20 protein-coding genes are annotated in these 25,939 nt (G+C 66.5%); 5 read left to right on the forward strand and 15 right to left on the reverse strand.

All coding sequences use genetic code 11. The annotated features are described in order from the left end of the window. Positions 1-170 precede the first annotated feature (170 nt). Genes SOM61_RS01425 through SOM61_RS01440 form a run of 4 tightly spaced genes read left to right on the forward strand, consistent with a single transcriptional unit; the run spans position 171 to position 5,559 of the window. Positions 171-3,167, forward strand: coding sequence for a sensor histidine kinase (locus SOM61_RS01425; protein ID WP_320472424.1), 2,997 nt, complete (start codon positions 171-173; stop codon positions 3,165-3,167). Between the two features lie 55 nt (positions 3,168-3,222). Then, the gene (locus SOM61_RS01430; protein ID WP_320472425.1) at positions 3,223-3,864 is read left to right on the forward strand and encodes an outer membrane beta-barrel protein; all 642 of its coding nucleotides are present in this window, start codon (positions 3,223-3,225) and stop codon (positions 3,862-3,864) included. Positions 3,865-3,875: 11 nt separating this feature from the next. Then, entirely contained in the window at positions 3,876-4,514 is a 639-nt protein-coding gene (locus tag SOM61_RS01435) for an outer membrane beta-barrel protein (protein WP_320472426.1), read from the forward strand. Between the two features lie 37 nt (positions 4,515-4,551). Continuing rightward, the gene (locus tag SOM61_RS01440; RefSeq protein ID WP_320472427.1) at positions 4,552-5,559 is read left to right on the forward strand and encodes a DUF3108 domain-containing protein; all 1,008 of its coding nucleotides are present in this window, start codon (positions 4,552-4,554) and stop codon (positions 5,557-5,559) included. Positions 5,560-5,745: 186 nt separating this feature from the next. Here the strand turns inward: SOM61_RS01440 and SOM61_RS01445 are convergent, their stop codons facing one another. From SOM61_RS01445 to SOM61_RS01485, 9 genes are all read right to left on the reverse strand, one after another. After that, complete coding sequence (locus SOM61_RS01445; protein ID WP_320472428.1) at positions 5,746-7,422, reverse strand: peptide chain release factor 3; 1,677 nt, start codon at positions 7,420-7,422, stop codon at positions 5,746-5,748. A 109-nt stretch (positions 7,423-7,531) separates the two neighbouring features. Then, positions 7,532-12,178, reverse strand: a complete 4,647-nt coding sequence (locus SOM61_RS01450; RefSeq protein WP_320472429.1) for a pilus assembly protein — start codon at positions 12,176-12,178, stop codon at positions 7,532-7,534. A 28-nt stretch (positions 12,179-12,206) separates the two neighbouring features. Further along, a complete protein-coding gene (locus tag SOM61_RS01455) occupies positions 12,207-12,803 on the reverse strand; it encodes a pilus assembly PilX family protein (RefSeq protein ID WP_320472430.1) in 597 nt (198 codons plus the stop codon). Beyond that, on the reverse strand, positions 12,803-14,005 hold the full coding sequence (locus SOM61_RS01460) for a PilW family protein (RefSeq protein WP_320472431.1): 1,203 nt from the start codon (positions 14,003-14,005) through the stop codon (positions 12,803-12,805). Before SOM61_RS01460 ends, SOM61_RS01455 begins: the two co-directional genes overlap by 1 nt. Beyond that, positions 14,002-14,451 (reverse strand): type IV pilus modification PilV family protein, encoded by a 450-nt coding sequence (locus SOM61_RS01465; protein ID WP_320472432.1) that lies wholly within the window; start codon positions 14,449-14,451, stop codon positions 14,002-14,004. The genes SOM61_RS01460 and SOM61_RS01465 overlap by 4 nt, the downstream gene beginning before the upstream one ends. Beyond that, positions 14,448-15,098 carry a pilus assembly FimT family protein gene (locus SOM61_RS01470; RefSeq protein WP_320472433.1) on the reverse strand — a complete coding sequence of 217 codons (651 nt, stop codon included), beginning with the start codon at positions 15,096-15,098 and terminating at the stop codon, positions 14,448-14,450. Before SOM61_RS01470 ends, SOM61_RS01465 begins: the two co-directional genes overlap by 4 nt. After that, positions 15,086-15,520, reverse strand: coding sequence for a type IV pilin protein (locus SOM61_RS01475; protein WP_320472434.1), 435 nt, complete (start codon positions 15,518-15,520; stop codon positions 15,086-15,088). Before SOM61_RS01475 ends, SOM61_RS01470 begins: the two co-directional genes overlap by 13 nt. A gap of 135 nt (positions 15,521-15,655) precedes the next feature. Next, the gene (locus SOM61_RS01480; protein WP_320472435.1) at positions 15,656-16,972 is read right to left on the reverse strand and encodes a sensor histidine kinase; all 1,317 of its coding nucleotides are present in this window, start codon (positions 16,970-16,972) and stop codon (positions 15,656-15,658) included. A 25-nt stretch (positions 16,973-16,997) separates the two neighbouring features. Further along, entirely contained in the window at positions 16,998-17,669 is a 672-nt protein-coding gene (locus SOM61_RS01485; protein WP_320472436.1) for a response regulator transcription factor, read from the reverse strand. Between the two features lie 291 nt (positions 17,670-17,960). On the opposite strand from SOM61_RS01485, the gene SOM61_RS01490 reads away from it, so the two are divergent. After that, positions 17,961-18,764 (forward strand): Crp/Fnr family transcriptional regulator, encoded by an 804-nt coding sequence (locus SOM61_RS01490; RefSeq protein WP_320472437.1) that lies wholly within the window; start codon positions 17,961-17,963, stop codon positions 18,762-18,764. On the opposite strand, the gene SOM61_RS01495 is transcribed toward SOM61_RS01490, so the two are convergent. The 6 genes from SOM61_RS01495 to pheS all read right to left on the reverse strand — a co-directional run bounded on the left by SOM61_RS01495 (position 18,745) and on the right by pheS (position 25,837). After that, a complete protein-coding gene (locus tag SOM61_RS01495; protein ID WP_320472438.1) occupies positions 18,745-20,280 on the reverse strand; it encodes a CHASE3 domain-containing protein in 1,536 nt (511 codons plus the stop codon). The genes SOM61_RS01490 and SOM61_RS01495 overlap by 20 nt on opposite strands. Before the next feature lie 191 nt (positions 20,281-20,471). After that, complete coding sequence (locus tag SOM61_RS01500; RefSeq protein ID WP_005667428.1) at positions 20,472-21,104, reverse strand: response regulator; 633 nt, start codon at positions 21,102-21,104, stop codon at positions 20,472-20,474. Positions 21,105-21,395: 291 nt separating this feature from the next. After that, entirely contained in the window at positions 21,396-21,800 is a 405-nt protein-coding gene (locus SOM61_RS01505) for a MerR family transcriptional regulator (protein WP_320472439.1), read from the reverse strand. Positions 21,801-21,816: 16 nt separating this feature from the next. After that, complete coding sequence (locus tag SOM61_RS01510) at positions 21,817-22,185, reverse strand: integration host factor subunit alpha (protein WP_320472440.1); 369 nt, start codon at positions 22,183-22,185, stop codon at positions 21,817-21,819. Between the two features lie 186 nt (positions 22,186-22,371). After that, on the reverse strand, positions 22,372-24,798 hold the full coding sequence (gene pheT / locus SOM61_RS01515) for a phenylalanine--tRNA ligase subunit beta (RefSeq protein ID WP_320472441.1): 2,427 nt from the start codon (positions 24,796-24,798) through the stop codon (positions 22,372-22,374). A 25-nt stretch (positions 24,799-24,823) separates the two neighbouring features. Continuing rightward, on the reverse strand, positions 24,824-25,837 hold the full coding sequence (gene pheS, locus SOM61_RS01520; protein ID WP_320472442.1) for a phenylalanine--tRNA ligase subunit alpha: 1,014 nt from the start codon (positions 25,835-25,837) through the stop codon (positions 24,824-24,826). Positions 25,838-25,939 lie beyond the last annotated feature (102 nt).

A 25,939-nucleotide genomic window follows, 5' to 3' on the forward strand; every position in this document is an offset into this window, starting at 1 on the left:
GGTCCATTATTTCCTCAGCGCATACAACAATGTACGCCGCAGGCGGACGCCGCACTTGTCGCGGCGCAAGAGCCATGTCGGCAGACGGCGGAGGCGGTGACTTGCCGTGGAGGGGAGTTTTGAGCAAGAATCCGTCCGACAAATAGAACGAACCACACGGAAAACCACCCATGCGCCTGCCCTGTGCACGCTTCCTGCATTGCCTCCTGTTCGCCATCCTGGCCTTCTCCCTGTGCGGCCGGGCCGGCGCCGCCCCGCTGCCGCCCTGGACCAGCGACCTGCAGCACACCTCATGGACGCGCCAGGACGGCGCCCCGTCCGCGGTGTATTCCTTGACCCAGGATGCCTCCGGCATGCTGTGGTTCGCCGCCACCGATGGCCTGTACAGCTTCGACGGCGCGCGCTTCGTGCGCACCGACGAGGTCTTCGGCCACAAGCTGCGCTCGCCGCTGACGATGGCGGTGGCCGCCGATGGCGACGCAATCTGGGTCAGCTACCAGTTCGGCGACATCAGCCGCTTCGAACGCGGCGCCGTCCATCACTACGTCGGCGAGGATTCGCCGCCCACCACGGTGTTCCGTTTCGCGCGCACGCCCGACGGCGTCATGTGGGCCTCGAGCGGCACCGGCATGCACCGGCTCGAGGGAGAGCGCTGGCGCGAGGTGGGACCGTCCGCCGGCCTGCCGAACGGCCGGCCGCACGGCTTCAGCGTGCTCACAGACGGCAGCCTGCTGGTCTACTGCGCAGACGCGATCTACCGCGGCGCGCCCGGTTCCGCCGCCGGCGAACGCCGCTTCGTCAAGGTACTCGACCAGCCGCAGCTGGGAAGCGGCTACCCGCGGCCCGACGGCAAGGTGGTGATCAAGACCCGGGAGCGCGGCCTGCGGCTGTTCGATCCCGCCAGCGGCGCGACCGCGCCGCTGGCGCTGCACAATGGCGGCGCGCCACTGCTCGGCTACGAAGGCGATGCGCGCGGCGGCTTGTGGGTCGCCACTGGCGATGCGGTGCAGCTGCTCGATGGCGGGGGCAAGCTGGTGCGCCAGTTCTCGACGGCCGCCGGCTTCACCGATGGCATCTTCAACGCCACCCTGCACGACCGCGAAGGCAATCTCTGGTTCACCACGGCGAACGGCGTCGACCGGGTGCGCCAGGCCCGCCTGCAGACCGTCGCGCTGCCGCCGGGCTTCGTTCCCGCGCTCAGCGTCACGCCCGGCGACGGCGGCGCGGTCTGGATCGGCAATTCCGATCGCAGCGGCGCCTTCGATTTCGCCAGTTTCGTGCTCGCGCCGGACGGCAGCCGGCGCAGCACGGCGATCATGGACGTCAGCGCCAGCCACCGCGCGCCCGACGGCGCCCTCTGGTTCGGCAACGACGCCAGCCTGTGGCGGGTGCGCGACGGGACCAGCCGCCGCTGGCCGCTGCCGGCCGGGCTGACCGGACGCAACGTGCAGGCGATGACGACCGGCGCCGGCGGCGCGCTATGGGTGTCGGTGATCGGCCACGGCGTGCATACCTTTCGCGACGGCGCCTGGCACAAGGGCGGCGGGCGCGCGGCGCTGGCCGGTCCTACCGCAGTCACGCTGGCGACCGACCGCCAGGGCCGGACCTGGTTCGGCTACACCGACAACCACATCGCCATCCTCGATGGAGAAACGCTGCGCCACTACGGGCCGCAACAGGGCCTGGCGGTCGGCAACGCGCTGGCCATCGTGCCCGGCCGCGCCGGGGCCTGGATCGGCGGCGACCGCGGCCTGGCCTGGTTTGACGGCGAGCGCTTCGTGACGCTCGACGAGCGCGGCGGCCGGGGATTCCGCGGCGTCTCCGGCATCGTCGAGCGCGCCGACGGCGAGCTGTGGCTGCACGACACCGGCGGCCTGGCCCGCGTCAAAGCCGCCGACCTGGCGCAGGCGCTGGAGTCGCCCGGCGCCGGCGTGGCGGCCGAGCGCTTCGACCACCTGGACGGTCACCGCGGCATGCCGGCCCAGATGCAGCCCCTGCCCTCGCTGGTCCAGACCGGCGACGGTCGCCTGTGGTTCGCCACCTCCAGCATCGTGGGCCACATCGACCCCGCCAGGATCCCGCGCAATCCGCGCCCGCCGACGGTCATGGTGACCGCGATCCGCACCGACCAGGGCAGTCATGCGCCTGCCGCCGGCCTGGTGCTGCCGGCGCGCACCACCCGGCTCGAAATCGACTTCACCGCCACCGCGCTGTCGATGCCGGAACGCGTGCGCTTCCGTTACCGGCTCACCGGCCAGGACCTGGACTGGCGCGAAACGAGCGGGCCGCGCCAGGCGGTGTACACCAACCTGGCGCCGGGCGACTACCTGTTCGAGGTGGTCGCCGCCAACGAGGATGGCGTCTGGAGTCCGCAGCCGGCGCGGGCGGCGCTGCGCATCGACGCCGCCTGGACCCAGACCCTGTGGTTCCGCCTGGCGTGCGCCCTGGCCCTGCTGGCTGCGGCCTGGCTGCTGCACCGCTGGCGCCTGGCGCGCCTGGCGGCGCGGCTGCGCGAGAAGATGCTGGTGCGTACCCGCGAACGCGAGCGCATTGCGCGCACCCTGCACGACACCTTCCTGCAGAGCGTGCAGGCGCTGGTGCTGCGCATGCACGTGCTGATGGGCAGGCTGCCGGCCGACAGCGGGATGCGGGCCGAGGTCGAGGACGTGCTGGGCCGCGCCGAGTACGTGATCGAGGAAGGCCGCCAGCAGGTGCGCCAGTTGCGGGTGCCGGGCATGCGCCACGGCAGTCTCGCGCGGGCGCTGGCCGATGCCGGCCGCGAACTGGCGGCGGCAAGCGGCGTCACCTTCGTGGAGCGGCAAGCCGGCCGGGAGCTGGCCCTCGATCCCGAGATCGAGGACGAACTGTTCACGATCGGTCGCGAAGCCCTGTCCAACGCCTTCCACCATGCCCGCGCCAGCCAGGTCACGCTGGCGCTCGACTACCGCGCCGGCAAGCTGCGGCTGGCGGTGAGCGACGACGGCGAGGGCATCGCGCCCGAGATCCTGGCCAGCGGCGCGCGCCAGGACCACTGGGGTTTGCCCGGCATGCGCGAGGCGGCGCGCCTGGCCGGCGGCGTCCTCGAGATCGACAGCACGGCGGCCGGCACGGTCGTCAGTATATGCATACCGGTAACAACTGCTTACCAAGGCATGCGCCGCGCATGAGCACAGCGCCCTTGAACGCGCTATGCTTGCACGAGACCCGATCAAGGAAAAACCGATGAAAGCTCGCGCCTTCGTATTGACGCTTGGATGCCTGGCCGCTGCCGGCGTCCATACCCGGACCCAGGCCCAGCTGCTGCCCGACCCGGCGCCGCCAGAGGCGGCCCAGCTCGAGCGCAGCCAGCCCGCCGCGCCCGATCCGTTTGCCGGCAGCCACCAGCCCTATCCGCGCGTGTACGGCGGCAACGTGGCAGCCCTGCCAAATGACCACGTGTTCACCGGCATGCGGCGCGATCCACGCCTGGTCAGCGGCGTCGAGGTGGCGCCCAACGTCGCCATCGAGGGCGGCTACCTCAACCTGCCGGACAAGGGTTTGCACCAGGTCGAGCCGGGCAAGCCCGCCGACACCTCGATCCCGCTGGGAGAAAAAGGTTCCAGCAACCACCTGGCCGCCAAATATTCGCTACCGGCTGGCGACCGCCTGTCGGCCTACGGCAAGGCCGGCATCGCCTATACTGAAAAAAAGAAGGAAACAGGCGTGTCCGGATCCGATACCGGCCTGTACACCGGCGCCGGCGCCAGCTACAAGGTCGACAAGCGCACCACCGTGAGCGGCGACTACGTGCGCCATGGCGACGCCGCCAAGAAGTTCGACCGCGTACGCGACGGCGTCCAGGGCAACCTCAAAATGGGCTTCTGAAAGGACGCGACATGAAACGACCAGTCCTCCTGCTGGCGGCAGCCGTCGCCACCGGCGCGCCGGCGCAGGCGCAACTGACGGAACCGATTGCCGCACCGGTGGAACTGGCCGACACCCGCGCACGCAGCGTATTCTCGGCCCCGCGCGATCCGGCGGGCCAGGCCTTCCCCCACGTGTATGGCGGGAACCTGAACGCCAATCCCAACGACCGCCTGTTCGGCGGCCTGTTCAAGACCGATCCCAGGCTGCTGATGGGCGTCGCGGTGACGCCGGCGCTGGCCTTCGAGGCCGGCTACGTCAACCTGCTCGACCAGGGATTTCGCCCGGTGAACGAACGCGATCCCGAAGACACCACCGGCGCGATCGGCCTGCGCGGCTTCAACCTGCACGCGGCCGTCAAGGTCACGCAGCCGCTCGGTGAGCGCCTGTCGGCCTACGGCAAGCTGGGCGTGGCGCACAGCCAGAACCGCCGTGGCGCCATCCAGGGCGTCGATACCGGCTTGTACACGGGTGTTGGCGCCCAGTACCGGGTCAGCGAGCGGGTCACGATCGACGGCTCCTACGAAAACCACGGCCACGCGGCCGAGCGCTTCCAGAATGCGACCAATTCCAGCAGCCGGGTCAAGGCCAACCTGAGCCTGGGCTTCTGAATAGCTCTTGCCGGACGGGCGCGCTACACTAGCGCCCATGAGATTTTCCGCCTTCCCGGCGCGCTACCGGCGCCTGCTGCCCGCCGGCCTTGCCTCGCTGCTGCTGCACCTACTGGCGATCGCCTGGGTCGACACGCGCCTCGCGCCGCCGGCCATCATCGTCGGCAACCCGGCGCTGGCGCTGCGCCTGGTCGACGCGCCGCCTGCCGCGCCGGCGCCGGCGCCGCAAGCGCCCGACCTGCCCGCGCCGGAGCTGGCCATGCAGGACGTCACGCCGGTGCCGGCCATCGATGCCCCGGTCGACGAAGTATCGGCGCCGGCGCCGCTCCCGGTGGCCGCGCCGCCCCCACCGGCCCCGGAGGGCGACGTGGCCCCGGCCCGCATGCCCAACACCTACCGCGTCACCCCGCCGCCCTCCGGCCGCATCGACTACACGGTCACGCGCTGCGCACCCGGCGGCGCGGCGCAGGATGCGGGCCGGGCCAGCATGGCGTGGCGCAGCGACGGCAACCGCTATACGGTGGAACTCGACGGGGTGCTGGGAACGCTGTCCAGCGAGGGCCGGGTCGACGACGCGGGCATCGCGCCGGACCGCGCGCGCCGCGCCGTGGGCACCGGCCAGGCGACCACCACCTTCGACCGCGCCGGCGGCACGATCGCGCGCGCGCAGGGCGGCGCCGACCAGCTGGCGCCGGGCAGCCAGGACCCGGCCTCGCTATTGCTGCAACTGGCCGGCATCGGCCTGGGCGATGCGCGCCAGGTGAAAAATGAACTGGAATTCTGGGTCAGCGGCGCGGGCGGCGCCGGCGTCGAACGCTACCAGGTGCTCGGTCCGGAACGAATCGAGACCGGCGCCGGACCGCTGGACACGGTGCGCCTGGCGCGCGTCGGAGAGCATGGCGCGCCGCTGGTCGAGCTGTGGCTGGCGCCGCAGCATGCCTGGATGCCGGTGCAGCTGCGCGTCACCGGGGCGGACGGCGCGGCGGCGACCCAGACCCTGGCCGCAGCCGCGATCGATCCGGTCCAGGACGGCTCGGAAGAATAGGACGGCCCGGCGGGCCGTCGCAGGGACTTAGAACCTATCCCGGTAGGTGGGGGGAAGTTCATGGCGATGCATGGCGGGCGTGAGCAAGGCGCGAGGAGGCCGCATGGCTAGCCATGCAACGACGAGCAACGCAGCACACGTCTGCCAGGCGCGCCAGGAACGACTCCCACCTACCGGGACAGGTTCTTATGCCAGCTTGGCCGCGTGCTCGCGGGTCGCGTGGAACACCAGCTTGGGCCAGCGCTCCTGGGTCAGGCGCAGGTTCACGCCGGACGTCGCCAGGAAGGCCATATTGCCGGCGGCGTCGTAGGCGACCTGGTGGCCGAGCTGGTTCTCGAAATCGGCCAGCGATTTCTTGTCCTCGCTCGAAATCCAGCGCGCGCTGCTGATGCTGCTGCTTTCGAACACCGCGTCCACGCCATACTCGTTGAGCAGGCGGCTGGCCACGACCTCGAACTGCAGCACGCCGACCGCGCCCAGGATCAGGTCCGAGCCCAGCACCGGCTTGAACACCTGCACCGCGCCCTCTTCGCCCAGCTGCTGCAAGCCCTTGTGCAGCTGCTTGACTTTCAATGGGTTGCGAATCCGCACCGTGCGGAACAGGTCCGGGGCGAAGTACGGAATGCCGGTGAAGGTCAGCATCTCGCCTTCCGAGAAGCTGTCGCCGATCTGCATATTGCCGTGGTTCGGCAGACCGATGATGTCGCCGGCGTAGGCTTCTTCGACCTGTTCGCGGCTCGAGGCCATGAAGGTCACGACCGACGACAGCTTCACTTCGCGTCCCAGGCGCAGGTGCTTGACCTTCATGCCCTTCTCGAAGCGTCCCGAGCACACGCGCAGGAAGGCGATTCGGTCACGGTGGGCCGGGTCCATATTGGCCTGGATCTTGAACACGAAGCCCGAGAACTTGGGTTCGGTCGGCTCGACCGCGCGCACGGTGGCGTCGCGTTCGCGCGGGGCCGGGGCCCAGTCGACCAGCGCCGACAGGATCTCGCGCACGCCGAAGTTGTTGATCGCCGAACCGAAGAACACCGGGGTCTGCACGCCCGACAAAAAGCGCTCGAGGTCGAACACGTGCGAGGCGCCGTGCACCAGCTCCACTTCCATCTTCAGTTGCTCGATCTCGAGCGGGAACATCGCGGCCAGCTTCGGATTGTCGATGCCCTTGACGATTTCGAAAGCGCCGTCGGCCTTTTCTTCGCCGGCCTTGAACAGCATGATCTCGTCCTTCAGCAGGTGGTACACACCGCGGAAGTTCTTGCCCATGCCGATCGGCCAGGTCACCGGCGCGCACTCGATCTTGAGCACCGACTCGACTTCGTCCAGCAGCTCCAGCGGATCGCGGGTCTCGCGGTCCATCTTGTTCATGAAGGTGACGATCGGGGTGTCGCGCATGCGGCAGACGTCGAGCAGCTTGATGGTCTGTGCCTCGACGCCCTTGGCGGCGTCGATCACCATCAGGGCCGAGTCGACCGCGGTCAGCACGCGGTAGGTGTCTTCCGAGAAGTCCTGGTGGCCCGGGGTGTCGAGCAGGTTGATCACGTGGTCACGGAACTCGAACTGCATCACCGAGGACGCGACCGAGATGCCGCGCTGCTTCTCGATGTCCATCCAGTCCGAGGTCGCGTGGCGGCCGCTCTTGCGGCCCTTGACGGTGCCGGCCAGCTGGATCGCGCCCGAGAACAGCAGCAGCTTTTCGGTCAGCGTGGTTTTACCCGCGTCGGGGTGGGAGATGATGCCGAAGGTGCGGCGGCGCGCGACTTCGCGCGCGGTCAGGCTGCCCTGGCGGGAGGTGGTGCTGGAGGTGTCGTCGCCCGCGTCGGGAGTATCGTTCGCGGCGGAGATGTCGGTGTCGTTGGCCATAGTCGAGCCCTTCGTGTGGCCCTGGTAAGAAAACCCTCGATTTTACCGTCTCCGCCCTCTCCCGTGTGAATTGAATGGCGCCGCCCGGGCGGCGACGCCTCCCGGGTCTTTAATCGCGCACGCGGCGCCAGCCGGCGCGGTGCGCCTCGGTCGTTTCCGACGGCGGGAAGCGCCCGGTCACCATGCTGCCGTCGGCGGTGGTGGTGATCGTCTTCAGGGCGCCCGACGGCAGGCGCACCACGATGAAGCCGACCGCCGCCGATGCCGCCAGCGGATAGCCGGCGATGCCGTCCGGCGAAGCGGCGCGGCCGGTACAGACGTTGAGCTGGTACATCACGCTGGTGCCGCCCACCGAGCACTCGGTCGAGGAACTCGGCAGGTTCGTCACCACGTTGACGGTGCCCGCCACGACCTTCGGATCGAGATTGACCCGCTCGCCCGTGTTCTGGTCGAAGTCCACGTACCAGCCGTCCTGTCGCGCCAGGTCGACGTCGTCGCCCGAGATACTGAAAGGCACCGCTGTCTGGCTCGTCCCGCCTTCTTCCTCGATCCGGGCCAGCTGCCGCCTGACCATGGACGTGCCGGGCCAGCCGTCGGCGCCGATGGTCTGCCCGCCGTCCTTGAGCACGTAGGCGCTTTGCCGCTTGGTGTTCTCGACGTCGATCAGGTCCAGCAGGCGTCCGCTGCCGAACACCACCACGCGCTGGGCGCCGGCCACGGTCTTGCCGCTCTCGTCTTCGTCACCATCCTCGTCGAGCACCGGCCTGTCCACCCGGCAGGCGGTCACTTCGGGACGAGTGGTGAACGGTTTGTCGACGCCGGCGTCGCCCATCAGCAGGCGGGTCGTGGTACCCGGCACCGTGAAGTCGAAACGCCACATCTTGCCGGTGTTGTCGCCACCGTAGACATAGGTCACCAGCGGATCGTTGTTCGGATCGTCCGTGATCGCCGTGATCTTGGCCAGGCCCGACGGCGTGCCAACACTGCCGACGTCGGTGCTGATCTTGCGCAGGATGCGGCCAGTGGCGATATCGACCACGAACAGATAGCCCTTGCCGTCGCCGCCGGCCACGCCGTCCGTGCCCGGAATGTTGTTGTAGCCGGAGGTCAGGAACACCACCCATTTCTCCTCGCCGTTCGCTTCGTCCTTGATGGTGCCGAACTGCGGGTTGCCGAACGAGTACCCGATCTGCGGCTCATGGTGGATGCCGCCGCACACGGCGCTGTCGGCGCACAGTTCCCACAGCGGTTGGGGATCGTCGGGATTGGTGACGTCGAGCGCATAGTAGCCGCGACCGCCCGCATTCAGGCCGGCCACCAGCACGGTCTTCCAGGCGCCGCCGATCTTGACGTCGGCCACCTCGGGCGAGCCGTCCACCGAGAAGATGTGGTTGGTGCCATAGGTGGTGCTGGCCAGCTGGTAGAGCTTCTTCATCGTGATGCGCGGTGCGTAGGCCCAGGTTTCCTCGCCGCTGTCGGCATCGAACGCGTGCAGCATGCCGTCGTTGGCGGCGGCGAACACCGTTGCCGCGCGGCTGGCGTTGGCGATCTTGTAGGCGCTGTAGCCGGCGCGGTCGAAGTTACGGCGCGGCTCGCGCAGGTAGGCCGGCTTGGACGAGGCGATATCGCCCAGCACGATCGGCACCGAGCTGCTGCCGCTGTTCTCGCCCACCGTGGTGCGGGAATAGGAACGCAGCACGGTGTCGTCGGCATGCTGCTGCTGGCCGCGCAGCCAGTTGACGATATTGGCCCCATTGTTGACGATCTGGCGGTTGGCGGCCGACATGCTCGCGCACTGGGTCAGCGCATTGCACTTGTTGTCGAACCAGGCCCGTTCGGCGTCCATCTCGGCGTACAGGAAGTTGGCGCGGGCGCCATTGGCCGGGTTGCGCATATAGATCCTGCGCTCGTCGCTGCTGGCGTCGACCCTGGTGCCGAGGGTGTCGGAGGTGTTCCACAGCTCGGCGGGACTCACCTCGCCGGTCGCGACGTCGACGCTGCGCTTGGCCAGGCGGCCGAACCAGCGCACGGTGGTGAAGGTGGCCGAGAAGATGTCGTTGTCGTTCTGCGAGATGTTCGGGGTCGAGGTCGCGGCGGCCGCGGCGGCGCCGGTCTTGACCTCGATATTGGCCAGCGCCGAACGCAGGCCCTCGACCACCTGCAGCGGATCGGAGGCCGAGAAATACTTTCCGTGGCCGTTGATCGCGGCATGCCACAGGTCGTCCACCCGCGACTGGTAGGCGGCCGAACCGCTGTTGACGCCCGTTTCCGGATTGGGCCAGACCCAGGCCCCGCCGCCGTTCCAGGGGCAGCCGTCCTTGGCCTCGCTGATCACCTTGTACAGGTCACCGTTGGGCAGCGGCGCCACGTCGTAGTTCGGCTCGTAGTTCATGATGCCGTCCACGCCCAGGCCCAGCGCATAGGTGCGCATGTGCAGGCGGTTGTTCTCGCCGCCGGCGGCCGGCACCGCACCGACCTTGCCCTCCAGGTCGCGACGCAGGGATGGGATGTCCGGCTTGGGATCGCGGCCGTCCCAGCCGCCGTTGTACCAGTACAGGGCGATGTCGGCCAGCGACGGCGTCGTTTGGGCGCGCTTGTCGACGCAGCCCTGCGACTGCAGGCAGAAGCGGGACGGGTCGTGCTTGTTGTCGTTGCTGGCGATGCCGCCGGGCGCGCCGCCGTTCCAGTAGCCGTCGGTGGTGATGAAGGTGAAGTTCTGCTGGCAGGCGAACTTCACGACCCGCGCATCGCCCTCGACCTCATAGGGGGCCTTGTTGGCGTACATCTTGCCGATCGCATGAAGCGCCAGGCGCACCGGCGTCGCGCCCGAGGTGTTCATGTCGTACAGATCCGCATACCACTTGGTGCGGTCCGTGCCGGCGAAGGGTTTCGGCGGGTTCATGGCGCCCTCCTCGGCAGCCACCGACAGCGCCACCAGGCCGACATTGTACTTGTCGTTGATCGGGCCGAATGCCTGGCCGACCGAGGTCTTCATCATCTGGTTGCGGGTCTTGTAGTAGCCGTACCAGTTGGCGAAGTTGGTCATCTCCTGGGCATAGGTGCAGAAGGCGCCGGTGCAGTCGCTGCGGTTCGGGTAGCGCGGATAGACCGAGCGCGTGGGCACGATATCGGTGCGCACGAATACCGAGCTGCCCAGGCCGGTGGTGCTGTGGGCCACCACGTCCGAGACCGCCGCCACCTTGGTGAGGGTCAGGTTGGTGCGGCCGCTGGAGGTATTGTTGGTCGGGCCGTCATAGCTGACGCTGGTCCCGTCGGCATTGTTGGACGAGTCGATCACGCACAGCGTGGTGTTCTGCTCGCGCCGGCACGACGGCGAGGAATTGGCATCGCCGCCGACATAGGCGCGGATGGTGCCCCGGTTGCCGACCGATTCGTTGATGTAGTCGCGGATGCGGTTCGCGACCCAGGCCGCGCTCTTGCCACGGTCCAGGCTCAGCGAACGCGCGAACAGCGCCGTCCGGTTCAGCGAGAAATTGCTGATCACCTGTGTGCTGCTGGCGTGGGTGGTGCCGCCGATACGCAGCAACGCGGTGGCGCCGGTGCCGGTGTCCAGCATCAGATTGGTGCCGGCGCGGCTGTTATCGGTCACCAGGGTACAGTTGTCGAACGTTTTGCCAGTCGTGCCTTCCGCGCAGACGATCGGCAGCACGCCGACCACGTTGTCCCCGGCCAGCGTGATGCCGAGCGATTCGCACGAAGGCACGCCGCTGCTGCCGGGCGACATGACGCAGGCCGCGAACTGGTTGGCCAGGCCGGTCTTGTCGATGATCGAGCGGGCCAGCGCGCGCGCCAGCGCGATCTGCTTGTCGCCGCTATTGGTGCCGGTGTCGGCGCTGACAGCGCCCGCGGTGATGACGTCCTCTCCCGCCAAACCGGTTGCGGTGACACTCGCGATCGCGCGAACCTGGGTGCCGGCCGAGCTGCCGATGCTGATGGTGCCGTACCACGGGGCGATCTGGTTGCCGCCCGAGAAGCGCGGATAGATATATTCGCCGACATACTTGGCCTGGCAAGTGGTCAGCTTGGTCGAGTTGCAGAAACGCACCCGCGCCGGGAACGTGTAACGGCTGGTGGGCGGCCCGCCGTTGGCGGTCGCCGCGCGGCAATCCGTCAGGGTGGCGTCGAGGCAGTACTCGGCGACGTTGATCGAGTAGTAATAGGGATTCGCGGTGAAATACTGGCCATAGCGACGCTGATTGGTCGGATAGGTGTAGCCGGTCCGGTTGTAGTCGCAGTTGCTGTTGCGGCTGACGCACCAGTTCAGGTCGGGGAATCCGGTCACCAGGTTGGTGCTGGAACTGCTGTTGCGGTTACCCAGCAAGTCGGTCCGGTTGACCTCGAACACGTCGTTGGGCACCACTTTCCAGTCGCTCGTCGCGCGCGCGTCCAGATCGCCGTAGTAGGTGCCGTCCGCCTTGAGCGGCGGCATGTAGCGCACTTTAGGGTCGTAGTACTGCCGGTTGAAGTCGGCGCTGGCGAACGGCGGATAGCCGGCCACGCAGGCATTGGTGCCGTCATCCATCGTGTTGCCGAGCCGGCAAGTGCTGCTGAGGTTGACGTAGTCGGGCGTGTAGTTGAAGTTCATCGAGCCCGAGTTATCGTACAGAAGCATCAGGTTCGGCTGGACGGTGCCGCTGCCGCTGATATTCATCAGCGGCAGCTGGGCGATGGCGGTCGGCTCGGCCCCGGCCGGGAGCGCGAACAACAGTACTAACAGGGCAAGCAGGCGTTTCATGCGCATTCCATCAGAGTATTGCAGCGTCTCAGACGCCGATCAGGACCACCATCTGGTTGACCACGGTGCCGCCGCGCGCCCCCTTGATGCGGGCGGTGATCACATAATGCAGCTGCGGGCTGCCGGCGTAGCTCGGCGCGTCCGAGGCCAGGCTCTCGCCGATCGCGACCGGGGTGCCGAGCACCGCCGTATTGGCGGCGGTCTGGACGCAGACATTATCGTTGGCGTCATACGGCCCCTCGCTCCGGCACATGCGGTGGATCACGTATTCGACGCTGGTCTCGCCGGGCCCGTCGACCGTCATGGCGTTACCCCAGAACTGGTTTTGGTCCCGGATATTCAACCCGGGCGGCCTGATGGCGGAATAGCCCGCGTCCGGCAGATTGCCGTCCAGGTCGATCTTGCTGGTGGCGGCCTTGTCCTTGAGCCACTCGAAGCCTTCGTGCAGGCCCAGGTCGGCGGCGCGGCTGAGCGAGGCGTCGTAGGCCAGGTTGGCGGCCGTGAGCGTGGTTGAATTGGTCGACTTGAGCAGGTAGATGCCGGTCACCAGCATCACCAGCATCATGATCAGCATGACCGGCAGCGCGATGCCGCCCTGTTTCCGCGTCCTGTGCGGGATCGGCATCAATTCCTCCACCCGGCATTGCGCAGCGGGACGATGGTCTCGAACACGCGGTAGCGATAGCACTGCCAGTCGACCGTGTCGCCCTCGACAGCCAGGTCGACCTTCACCGGCGCGGCCTCGACGCCCTCGGGCTGCGCGCGGTTGAACAGGTACACCGGCTCCTGGTTCTCCACTTCGACGGTGGCCTGGCACACGGCTTCGCCGTCGGCGCCGGCGACGGGCCGCTCGGGATTTTTTGCCCGCGCCACCACGGCGATGCGCAGCGCCACGATGCGGCCATAGTCGCCCGCCCCGCCATTCACGCCGTCGCCGTCGGCATCGATCATCTCGGACGACCACTGGCCGACCGCCGTACCCAGGCCCGGCTTGAAGTCGGTGGCCTCGCGGGTATCGAAGCCATACTGCGCCTTGAGCGTGACGATATTGTCGGCCACCGCCTGGCCGGTTTCTTCGGCGGCGCCGGCCATGTCGGTGGCGCGCAGGCGCAGAAAGCCCTTGTCGACCGACCAGGTATGGAAGGCCAGGCGCGCGCCCGGCCCCAGATTGAACACGCGGGTGGTATTGCCGTCGTACAGGACGTCGAGCTGGCCGCGGTTGAAGCGTTGCTCGACCGAGCCGAATTGCAGCTGGGTGGGACTGGGCGGCTGGGTCGACGGGTCGACCGAGATCTGGGCCATCGCGCAGTCCTCGCCCATCTGCTCAGGCGCCACCACGATCACGTCGCCCAGAGCGAAATAGCCCCAAGGGAGACGGTCGACGGTGATGGTGTTGCCGCCGATGTAGTTCTGGGTTACGCGCAGGGTCGTCGCGCCGCCGGTCGCGCCGCCCGCATACAGGGTCAGCCTGTCCGGCCCCTCGCCGCCCGGCTCGATCACGGCCGCCGCCAGCGGGCTGATGGCCACACCGTCGCGCAGGGCCGGCGCCAGCGCATAGCCCTGGCTGTCGCTGAACACGGTATTACAGCCGGTAATCAAGGGATCGTTCAGGCCGAAGCCCGCCTGCTCGGCATCGGCGCTGATCTGGAACATGGCCAGCATCCCGTTCTGCATCGAGTCGGAACCGCCCATCGCCGCATCCTTGTTGCGCTCGCCGTCGGTCATGATGCGGGTCGCAAACAGGATCGCCAGCAGGCCGATGACCACGCTGACCATCAGTTCGACGAGCGAGAAGCCGCGCGCGCGGCGGGTGAGGTGGAGGTTCATGTCGCCGGCGACAGGTAGGAGGTGACGCGGTGGGTGTTGACCTGGCTGTCGGTGGTGCGCTGCCAGCCGATGACGATGTCGACTTCGGTGCGGGTGGTGCCCGCGGTCGGGGTCACGTCGATTTCGATGGTGGCGCCCGGGATGCGCTCGCGCACCCCGGCGTACCAGGGCGCCAGGCGCTGGCCCGGGTTGGCGGTGTTTGCGACCGCATAGGCGGCGGCGTTGGCGATATCAGTGTTCATGATGCCCAGCAGCTGGTTGGCGGCGATGGTCGCCTCGGCGCGCAGGCCGGCGTCGGACAAGGCCGCCACCGAACGCGCCTGCAGGCCGAGCGTGCCCACCAGGGCGATACCCAGGATGAGGATCGCGATCAGCGACTCGATCATGGCGATGCCGCGCTGGACGCCCCGCGCAATACGGTGAAAGCGTTGAAAACGCGCGCTCATTCGGGACACCTGCGCGAATCGCCGCCGTCGTCGTCGCCGAGCTCCGGGACGCAGGTGGCCGCGATCCCGGCCAGCGTCAGCATGACGGCCGATGGCCTGAACTCTTTTTCCTTGCCTTCGGCCGGCTCCAGGCCGACCCTAGTCACGCGCGGCGCGATCGCGCCGTCGACCCAGCCCAGCGGCGTGAAATAGACCGCGTCGGCATCGTCGTCGGGCCCCAGCGTCACGGCCAGCAGGCTCGATGGCGGCAAGCTGGCCGCGCTGCGCCGGATCGAGCGGAATGCCGCCGACTCGCCCGGCGCCGCGGTGGCCGCGGTGGTGGCCGTCGACCAGTCGTTGCTGGCGTCGTCGCAGGCATTGCCGGTGGCGCGAAAGCAGATATCGACGCGCCAGTCCGGTTGGCCGCCAGGGTTGTCGATGAAGACCAGCCGGCTGTGGCTGTTGTGGGCCAGGGCCTGGGTGCGCGCCAGCGTGAAGCCTTCGACATAGAACTGGCCGGCGCCGGCGGCCTTGGTCGCGGCCAGCCAGCCGGACATGCGCGGGATGCCGACCGCCATCAGGATGCCCAGGATGGCCACCGCGATCACGGCTTCGAGCGCGGTGAAGCCCGACTGGCGCCGGGCGGGTCGCGCCGTCACTGCGTGCACGAGCCGTCCTTGCGGTCGACCCAGCAGCTATCGCTCCTGGTCCAGCCTTGCGGCGCGCCGGTGGTGGCGCGGGCGCCGGCCTGGGTCAGCGTGTACTTGAAGTCGGCGGCCGCGGCCCGGCCGGTGGCGACCAGTTGGTAGCCGGTGGCGCTCGCATTTTCAAGGGTGTAGACGAAGTTGTCGGTATTGGCCGGCATCAGCTGCGGGTCCAGGTCCGGGTCGTTGAAATCCTCATAGCTGCGGGTATTGGCCCAGAACTGCTCGAGCTTGGGCTGGGTCGACGCCAGCGTGCTGTGCGCCTCGGCCAGTCGCGCCCGCATCACATAGCTGCTGTAGGAAGGCAGCGCGACCGCGGTCAGGATGCCGATGATGACGACGGCGATCATGATTTCGACGAGGGTGAAGCCGGACTGGCGCTGCATGGGATTCTCCTGGAAGGCGGACGCACTCCGCCAATAATGTTGCCATGGAGAATGATATCCCAGGAACCTGTCATTTCCCTGAGGAAAAGCTGACAAAGCCCTGACAGCGACGCAAATACGACGCTGTGTCGTTTTTTATCTTGCCAGGCCGGCAGCAAAACGCACCGTGACGCGGGTACCGCCGCCCTCGGCCTCGTCCAGCACCACGGAGGCGCCATGCGCGCGCGCGATATCGCGCACGATGGCCAACCCCAGGCCGCTGCCCGTGGTCTTGTCGTCCAGGCGCACATAGCGCTCGAACACGGCGGCGCGGCGCGCGGGCGGGATGCCGGGGCCGGAATCCTCGACCCTGAACAGCACGGCCTCGCCCTCATGGGCGCAGCTGACGGTCACCCGTCCCCCGGCCGGCGTGTAGCGCAGCGCATTGTCGACCAGGTTGTCGACCAGGTCGCGCAGCTGGAAAGCGTCGCCTTCGACCGGCGCCGGGGCCAGCTCGAAGCCGAGGTCGATGTCCTTGGCCCCCGCCTGGCCGACGAAGAACTGGATCGTCTCCTGCACCAGGGTCGCCAGGTCGAGCGGCGCTGGCTGGCTGGCGGGCCGCCCTTCCCTCGCGCGCGCCAGCGCCAGCAGCTGGTTGACCTGGCGGATCATGCGCTCGTTGGCCAGTTCCATCATGCCCAGCGAGTGCACGGTGTCGGGGTCGCGCGCATGGCGCGCTCGCAGCCACTCGAGCTGCAGCTGCATGCCGGCCAGCGGCGTGCGCAGCTGGTGCGCCATATCGGCCAGGAAGTCGCGCTGGGCGCGCGCGCCGGCTTCGACCTTGTCGAGCAATTCGTTGAAGCCGGTGACCACCGGCGCGATCTCGTAGGGCACGCTGGCCTGGGGGATCGGCGCCAGGTCGCCGGGCCCGCGCGCGGCCAGCTCGGCGCGGATGCGCGCCAGCGGGCGCAGACCATTGCTGACCGAGAGCCAGACCACGCCGGCCAGGGTCAGTGTCACCAGCGAGACCAGCACCACCAGCGAGCGCACGATGGCCGAGCGTACCTCGAGCCGCTGGCGCAGGGTGCGCGCCACGCCCAGCTGGCGTTCGCCGTCGGGCGCCGCAACCGCCAGGGCAACCACGCGCACCGGCTCGCCGTCGACTTCGGCGTCGTAGGGCGCGGCGCCGGGCCGCAGTGTCGGAAAGGCGGCGGCGCCGGCCAGGTGGCGGCCGTGCCCGTCGCGCACCACGAACCAGCTGCGGTCGGCATTCGGCGCGGCGGGCGGCAATTGCGGCGCGGCGCCCGCCGCCAGCTTTGCGGCCAGGCCGTTGGCGGTGTCCAGCAAGCCACCGTCGAAGGCGACCTGGGCCGGAGTCCAGGCTAGGCCGGCCACCAGCGCAGCCAGCACCAGGTTGACCAGCAGGATCGGGCCCAGCAGCCACTTGAGCAGGCGCAGCCGGATGCTGCTCATGCCACGAAGATCATGGTGTCGAGCTTCACCCGGCCGCCTCCAGCAGGTAGCCGAAGCCGCGGATGGTGCGGATCGCCACGCCCGAGCCGTCCAGTTTCAGGCGCAGGCGCGACACATAGACCTCGACCGCGTTCTGGGTCACGTCCTCGCCCCAGGGCAGGATGGCGTCGATGATCTGCTGTTTGGACACCACCCGCCCGGCATGCTGCAGTAGGTATTCGAGCACGCCCCACTCGCGTACCGACAGGTCGATCGGATTGCCGGCGACGCGGGCGCGGCGGGTTGCCCGGTCCAGGCTCAGGCCGGCGAGCGATATCAGGGGAGACGCAGGGGCGTGGCGCCGCGCCAGCGCGCGGATGCGGGCCACCAGTTCGGCGGTGGCGAAGGGTTTCACGAGGTAGTCGTCGGCGCCGGTCTCCAGGCCGCGCACCCGGTCTTCGACCGCGTCGCGCGCCGTCAGCAACAGCACCGGCGTGGCCGCGCCGCGCGCGCGCAGGCGCCGCACCACCTCGAAGCCGTCGATGCCGGGCAGGCCGATGTCGAGCACCGCGACCTCGATCCCGGGCTCGTGCAGCGCGCGGTCGGCGGCCAGCCCGTCGGCTACCAGCGTGACCGTCATGTCCTGCGCCTGCAGGGCGCGCAGCAGGCCGTCGGCCAGCACCGCATCGTCTTCCACCAGCAATACCCGCAGCCCCATATCCTTCAATTCGCCCCGTATCGTGATGCGCCCGTCATAGTGGCGCCGGCGAATTATGCGGCATTTCGGCGTTCTTTAACGAAACTTTGCGGCGGAAGGTGCGCCAACGCACGGTTTTCTCTAGTAGGACTGGGCTGACACGACATCATGCTTGGAACCTACATGGGGGCGGATACTCGTCTTATGTGCGGCAACAGACGGTAGCTTTAAAGTACACCCATCGCGATGAGGTAAGAAAGACAAGCCTCCCTGAATCGCCCCCGACGCATGATAGACATAAGAGGACATAAGATGAACAACACTCAGTTTGGTGGTCTCACCCAAAAATCGAAGAACCAGATCCCTGCCACGAGTGAGGCAACGAAGTCCGCGTCGAAACCGGTCGTGAGCTACAGCGGCACCCAGCAGAACGAACTGCTGGCCGCGCTGCCACGCACCGACCTGGAAGACATGTTCGACCACCTCGAACTGGTCCCGATGCCGTTCGGTAAAGAGTTGTTCGAGTATGGCAGCAAACTGGAATACGTGTATTTTCCTACGACCGCAATCGTGTCGCTGCTGTATGTGATGGAAGACGGCGCCACCACCGAGATCGCGGTGGTCGGCCATGAAGGCGCGGTTGGCGTGTCGCTGTTCATGGGTGAGCGCGCCACCTGCAGCGCCGTGGTCCAGAGCGCCGGCTACGGCTACCGCCTCAAGACCCAATACCTGCGCGACGCCTTCAACCGCGGCGGCGCCCTGCCCCAGCTCTTGATGCGCTACACCAATGCGCTGTTCGCCCAGATGGCACAGAACGCCGTCGGCGGCCGTCACAGCTCGATCGAACAGAAGCTGTGCCGCTGGCTGCTCGACCGCCTGGACCGCTCGGCCAGCAACGAGCTGAAAGTCACGCAAGAACTGATCTCGATCATGCTGGGCGTGCGCCGCGAAAGCATCACCGCCGCCGCCGGCAAGCTGCAAGACGAAGGCCTGATCCAGTACCGTCGCGGCAATATCACCGTGCTGGACCGCGCCGGCCTGGAAGACTATGCGGGCGAATGCTACAAGGTCGCCAAATCGGAATACGACCGCCTGCTCATGGATGTGGCGCGTTGAGATGACGTGACACCGGAATCGCCGCTGCATCAGGCGGCGGCGATTCCAGCAAGACGGCTTCGGCCTGTACGCAAGACAAGGCAAGCGCAGCTGCACTAACGGCCTGTGCCGCACCAGCCTCTTCATTGCCCCCTGGGGCCGCCGCCGGAATCATCGCGCGCACGCAAGTTCCTACCCCATTCACACCACGCTCGACCACCAGGGTGCCGCCCAGCAGCAAGGCGCGTTCGCGCATGCCAAGCAGACCATGCGATTTCGACCTCGCCATCGCGTCAGGAGGAATGCCGATGCCGTCGTCGGTGATCTCGAGGCCCCAGCCATCGGGCTCCTGCGTCAGGTTGACGATCACGGTGTGCGCCTTGGCGTACTTGGCGATATTGTTCAAGGCCTCTTGCGTGATACGGAATAGCGCGATCGCCTGCATCGGGCCGGCGGCGTCGGCCTCGGCGTCGATCAGCGCATCGCAATCGAGCGAGGTGATGCGCGCGTAGTCGGCACAATAGCTTTGCAGCGCAGCCGACAGTCCCATATTGTCGAGCAGGCTCGGCCGTAAATTCTCGATGATGCGGCGTTTCAGCTGCACGGTGTCGACCAGGGTGCGCTTGGCGCGTCCCAGTTTCGACGCCAGTTCCGGATGGCTGGCGCGCAGGTGCTCGGCGACCGTGGACAGGTCCATGCCGATCGCCGTCAGGTTGGCGCCCATTTCATCGTGCAATTCACGCGCCAGCCGCGATTTTTCTTCTTCCGACACCTTGATCAGGTGGCGCGACAGCACCGACAACTGGCCGGTGCGTTCGGCCACGATTTCTTCCAGGCCGTCGTTCGTATGTTGCAGGGCACGCTCGGCCAGCAGGCGCAGGCGGAAGGCGCGCTTGATCATCTTGTAGAACAGCAGCAACACGAAGATGGCGGCGGCATTGATGCCGACGCCGAATACGACGGCATGCCGGTATTGCTGGTAGAACGCGGCGGTGCGGGTGGTGAGCAATTCGTTCTGCTCGCGCGTCATGATCACGACCTGCAGGCGGATTTCGTCCATCTGCGCCCGGTCGTCGGGAGAAGCGGCAATCGCCACGATATCGTTCAGTCCACCCTCTCGGTAGACCTCGAGCGACTGTTGAAGCAGACCAAATTTTTTGTCGACCAGCGTGCGCAACTGCTGCAGGTTCTTTGCCTGGGAAGGATTGTCGCGTAGCAGCTCATCCAGTGAGCGCATCTGCTTGTCGATCTGCTGGGAGGCGCTGCGCAATGGGCCGAGATACACCTCGTCGCCCGACAAGAAATATCCGCGCAAGCTGCTCTCGGCATCGGTGACGATGAGGTTGAGGTATTGCAGCTCGTCCGACACCTGAGCCGTCTGCGCTTGCAGGGCATTGGCCGCCCGCAAATCGTCGAGGTTACGCGCCAGGAACACGCCATTGACGACCAGCAGCACCACGCACATCAGGCACAGCAGCGTCTTGTGAAGGGGGAGACTACGGATGGATTTCTCGTCCGCAGCGGTAGTGAAGTACATCCAGGCTTCCTTTCGCGCAAGGAATGTGGCCCTTCATTATAGGCGTATGGACAGAATGTTGCACTGCGAAATTCTCGGCCGTAACTATTTGTTGCATTTGCGATGGCCGATGCCGAGTACTGTCCAGCACGCAAAAACGCGCCCGGGTGGGCGCGTTGTCAGATGAATCTGGCTTAAAAATCAGCCGATGATTAATCGAGCAGATTGTTCTTCATGGCGTAATAGGTCAGGTCGGAATTCGACTGCAGGCCCATTTTTTCCATGATCCGGGTACGGTAGGTGGACACGGTCTTGATCGACAGCGACAGCGCGTTGCCGATATCGGACACGGTCGCGCCCTTCGCGAGGCGCAGGAAGACCTGAAACTCACGATCGGACAGCTCGGTGTGCAGCGCCGTGTTGGGATCGCGGTCGAAACTCTGGGCCAGCAGTTCGCCAACCGTCGAGGACACATAGCGGCGGCCCTGGTACACGGTGCGCACGGCGGTCTTGAGTTCGTCGGCCTCGCACTCCTTGTTCAGGTAGCCGTTGGCGCCCATCTTGAACAGATTGAGCGCATATTGCTGCGCCGGGTAGCCGGACAGGATCAGCACCGGCAGATTGGGCTGGCCCTGGCGGATGGTGCGCAGGATGTCGATGCCGCTCTGGTCGGGCATCGCGATGTCCAGCAGCAGCACGTCGCAGATCTCGCGGCGTGCGATGTCGAGGGCCTCGCGGCCGGTGGCGCCTTCGGCGACGACTTCAAAGTCGCCCGACGACGAGAAAATCTGCTTGAATCCTGCTCTAACTATCTGGTGATCGTCACAAATGGCAACGCGTATCATTGTCTTCCCTTAAATTTTCCTTGCGCAGGAAAGTGCCGGGTCTGAACCGCCCGGTTTACATGCGTTAGATTCAGCATATGCGCGGGTGACATTTTAACACTCCGAGGGCCCCGTTCAACAGGTACACGAATGCTTGAGTATTCAGATGCAGCGCGCAAAGAGCACGCTACCGGCAAGTGAACCGTGGACGAACCGCGGGCGGAGCAAGCCTTGATTCTGTGGAGCACAATTTGCGCTCGACAAGCCCTGTTAGCGACGGATGTCGACGGATTGCAAGAGTGCGCGCAGGCCTTACGCCGGCCGCGACCCGTTCTTGAGCAAGTCGAGAATGTCCAGCAGATCGGCGCGCAACTTGTCGCCGTCGATCGCTGGCGGACTGTCGGGCAGGTCCAGCCCGTCGAACTCGATCGCCGCGCTGGCGCGACCATCGAGGCGGTTACGTGCGCCGCTGATGGTGAAGCCCTGCTCGTACAGCAACGCGCGGATGCGCCGGATCAGCAAGACTTCGTGGTGCTGATAGTATCGGCGGTTTCCACGACGTTTGACCGGCTTAAGCTGAGTAAATTCCTGCTCCCAGTAGCGCAAGACGTGGGGTTTGACTCCGCACAAGTCACTGACTTCCCCAATCGTGAAATAACGCTTGGCCGGAATCGGCGGCAGCACGTTCGGCTCGATCTTGTTCGGTCGGTCATTCATCGCTTATCGGGCGTCCTCAGGCTGCACGCGCCAGGGAACCCGCGGGTGGACTACCTGGTGCGGTCTCTTCGACCATTCCCTTGAGTTTCTGGCTGGCGTGGAATGTCACGACGCGGCGCGCCGTGATGGGGATTTCCTCCCCTGTTTTCGGATTGCGGCCGGGCCGCTGCGGCTTGTCGCGCAACTGGAAATTGCCGAAGCCGGACAGCTTGACCGCCTCGCCGCGCTCGAGCGCATTGCGGATTTCGTCAAAAAAAGTTTCGACCATATCCTTGGCTTCGCGCTTGTTCAGGCCGACCTGCTCGAACAGCAGCTCGGCCAGCTCGGCCTTGGTCAAGGTCGGCAATGACTGTTCAGCTTCCTTGCGTACCCGCGCCACATGCATGGCGCGATCCAGGTCGGCGGCCAGCGCCTCTTGGAAGACGGCGGAATCAACGTCGTTGTTGTTAATTTTGAAGCCCTGCCTTCAAGTCAAACAATATTTCGGATGACGGAACAAGCCTGGGCTTGCCCGTCATGGAATGGTCCTGCTATCGGATTGCGCTGCTTATATCGCCACTTATGTCGCCACTTACGAGCGCAGCCGCGCACTCAGTTTCGTCGATGCGGATTCCGCGACCGCTGCCATGATGGCATCGACCGCTTCGTCCTGCAGCGTCGATTGAGTATCTTGCAAGCTAAAGCGGAAAGCAAGGCTTTTTTCATCCGTCTCCAGGCCCTTGCCGCGATATTCATCAAACAAAACAACGGCTTGCACGATCTTGCCTGCAGGATTGGCGGCGATCTCGGCGTTGAACGCATCAATCACCAGCTGGGCCGGAACGTCCTGTTTCACCACCAGCGCCAGGTCGCGCGTGGCGCCCGGGAACTTCGAAATCTCGGTATAGCTCGGGACCACGCGCTCGCACAGGGCGGCCGCATCGACTTCGAACAGCACCGGCGCTTGCGGCAGATCATATTTCTGCAGCCAGCGTGGATGCAGCTCGCCGACCAGACCGATCTGCTTGCCTTCCAGCTCCACCGTGGCGCAGCGGCCCGGGTGCAGCGCCGGGTGCTCGGCCTTGGTGAAACGCAGCTGGCGCGGGGCGAACAGCGCTTCCAGGTCGGCCTTCACGTCGAAGAAATCGACGGCGCGGGTCGCCAGGCCCCATTGCTCGTCCGCGGCAGGACCGTAGGCGATCGCGGCCACGCGCTTGGGCTGCTCGTAGCCGGCTACCGCCAGCGGACCGTCCTGGACGTCGCTATTGCGCATGAACACGGCGCCGACTTCGAAGGCGCGCACGCGGCCCGCCTTGCGGTTGATGTTGTAGCGCACATTGGCGACCAGGCTGCCGATCAGGCTCGAACGCATCACACAGAGCTGGCTGGCAATCGGGTTCTGCAGGCGGATCGGCTCGAGGTTGCCAGCGAAATCGGCCTCCCAGGCGCTCTCGACAAAGCTCATATTGACCACTTCCTGGTAACCCAGGTCGGCCAGCTGGTGGCGAATCGCGAACAGCGAACGGGTGTTTTCAGGCGCGATCAGCATGGCGCTCGGCGCCACCGGCGGATTGGCCGGAATGTTCTCGAAACCGTAGACGCGCGCAACTTCTTCGATCAGGTCTTCTTCGATCTCGATGTCGAAGCGGTACGACGGCGCCGTCACCAGGAACGTGCCTTCGCCGCGCGTAAATTCCAGCCCCAGGCGGGTGAAGATGTCGGCGATCAGCTCGTCGCTCAAAGGCACGCCGATGACTTTTTGCGCACGCGCGGTGCGCAACTGCACCGGCTGGCGCTGCGGCAGATTGACGACCTGGTCGTCGACCGGGCCAACTTTCGTCTCGCCGGTGCCGCAAATCTCGACGATCAGCGCGGTGATGCGCTCGATATGGTCGGGAATGGTCGCGTAGTCGACGCCGCGCTCGAAGCGGTGCGCCGCATCGGTCGAGAAGTTATAACGGCGGGCACGGCCCTGGATCGCGTTCGGCCACCAGAAGGCGGCTTCCAGGTAGATATCGGTCGTGTCCAGCGAGACGGCGGTGGAATCGCCACCCATGATACCGGCCAGCGATTCGATCTCCTTGTCGTCGGCGATCACGCCAACCCACTCGTCGAGCTCGACGGTATTGCCGTTCAGCAGCTTGAGCGATTCGCCCTTCTTGCCCCAGCGAACGTCGAGCGAACCGTGGATCCTGGCCAGGTCAAACACGTGCGACGGACGGCCGACTTCCAGCATCACATAATTGGAGATGTCGACCAGGGCCGACACCGAGCGCTGGCCGCTGCGTTCCAGGCGGCGCTTCATCCATTCCGGGGTAGCCGCGCGCGCGTTCAGGCCGCGGATCACGCGGCCGGCGAAACGGCCGCACAGGTCGGGCGCCGACACCTTGACCGGCAGGATCTCGTCGCTGCTCACCGGCACGGCGCGCGTCGGCGCCAGGCTCAGGGGCGAGCCGGTCAGGGCCGACACTTCGCGCGCCACGCCCAGCACCGACAGGCAGTCGGCCTTGTTCGGGGTCAGCTTGATAGTGAATTTCAGGTCGTTCAGGCCCAGGTAATCGCGGATGTTCTGGCCGACCGGCGCGTCTTCCGGCAGTTCCATCAGACCATTGCTCTCTTCCGAGATGCCCAGTTCTTTGCTTGAACACATCATGCCCTGCGACTCGACGCCGCGCAGCTTGCCGACCTTGATCTCGAACGGCTTGCCGTCGGCGCCCGGCGGCAGCAGCGCGCCGGCCTTGGCGCAGATCGCCTTCATGCCGGCGCGCACGTTCGGCGCGCCGCACACGATGTTCAGCAGGGTGCCGGTGCCGGCATCGACCTGGCACACATTCAGGCGGTCGGCGTTCGGGTGCTTCGCCACTTCGACGACGTGCGCCACCACCACGTTCGAGAACGGCGGCGCGACGGCTTCGACCTCTTCCACTTCAAGGCCGGACATGGTCAGCAGATGGGACAGCTCATCCGAACTCATCTTCGGATCGACGATGGAACGGAGCCAGTTTTCCGAGAATTGCATATTCTTTTTACCTCAGCTTCGCAAATTAATTGAACTGCTTCAGGAAACGCAGATCGCCTTCATAGAACAGGCGCAGGTCGTTGATTCCATAACGCAGCATCGTCAGGCGCTCGAGGCCGGAGCCGAACGCGAAGCCGATGAATTTTTCCGGATCCAGTCCGAAGTTGCGCACGACGGTCGGGTGCACCTGGCCGGCGCCCGACACTTCCAGCCAGCGGCCCTTGAGCGGACCGGAACCGAAGGCGATGTCGATCTCGGCCGACGGTTCGGTGAACGGGAAGTAAGAAGGACGGAAACGCACCTGCAGGTCGTCGGTCTCGAAGAACGCCTTGACGAAGTTCAGGTACACGCCCTTGAGGTCGGCAAAACTGATGTCCTCGCCGATCCACAGGCCTTCGACCTGGTGGAACATCGGCGAGTGGGTGGCGTCGCTGTCGACGCGGTAGGTGCGGCCCGGCGCGATCACCTTGATCGGAGGCAGGTGGGTGCGCGCGTAGCGCACCTGCATCGGGCTGGTGTGGGTGCGCAGCAGCAGCGGCTTGCCGGTGCTGTCATTGCCCTCGATATAGAACGTGTCCTGCATCGAACGCGCCGGATGGTTCTCGGGGCTGTTCAGTGCGGTGAAGTTGGTCCAGTCGGTTTCGATCTCGGGACCGTCGGCGACGTCGAAGCCGATCGAGCGGAAGATCTGTTCGACGCGCTCCCAGGTGCGCATCACCGGATGGATGCCGCCCTTGCCGCGGCCGCGGCCCGGCAGGGTGACGTCGATGCTCTCGGCGGACAGGCGCAGCATCAGCTGCGCGTCGGCGAGCGCCTCGCGGCGCGCGGTCAAGGCCTGTTCGATTTGTTCTTTGGCGGCATTGATCAGGGCGCCCTGCGCCTTGCGCTGCTCAGGGTCGAGCTTGCCGAGGCCCTTCATGAGGTCGGTCACCTGGCCGGTCTTGCCCAGGTACTTGGCTTTCGCATTTTCGAGCGCGGCAGCGTCCGCGGAGGCAGCGAAGTCGTTCCTGGCCGCGACGACGAGTTCTTCCAAGTTCATGCTTGTTCTGTTCCTGTTTTTCGTTGGCGGGAGACGCCAGAATCAAAAACGGGGCACAGGTGTGAACCTTGCCCCGCTTCTAGTGCGCCATATCGCTATGGC

The organism is Massilia sp. CFBP9012 (genome assembly GCF_034045115.1).
GTDB lineage: Bacteria > Pseudomonadota > Gammaproteobacteria > Burkholderiales > Burkholderiaceae_D > Telluria.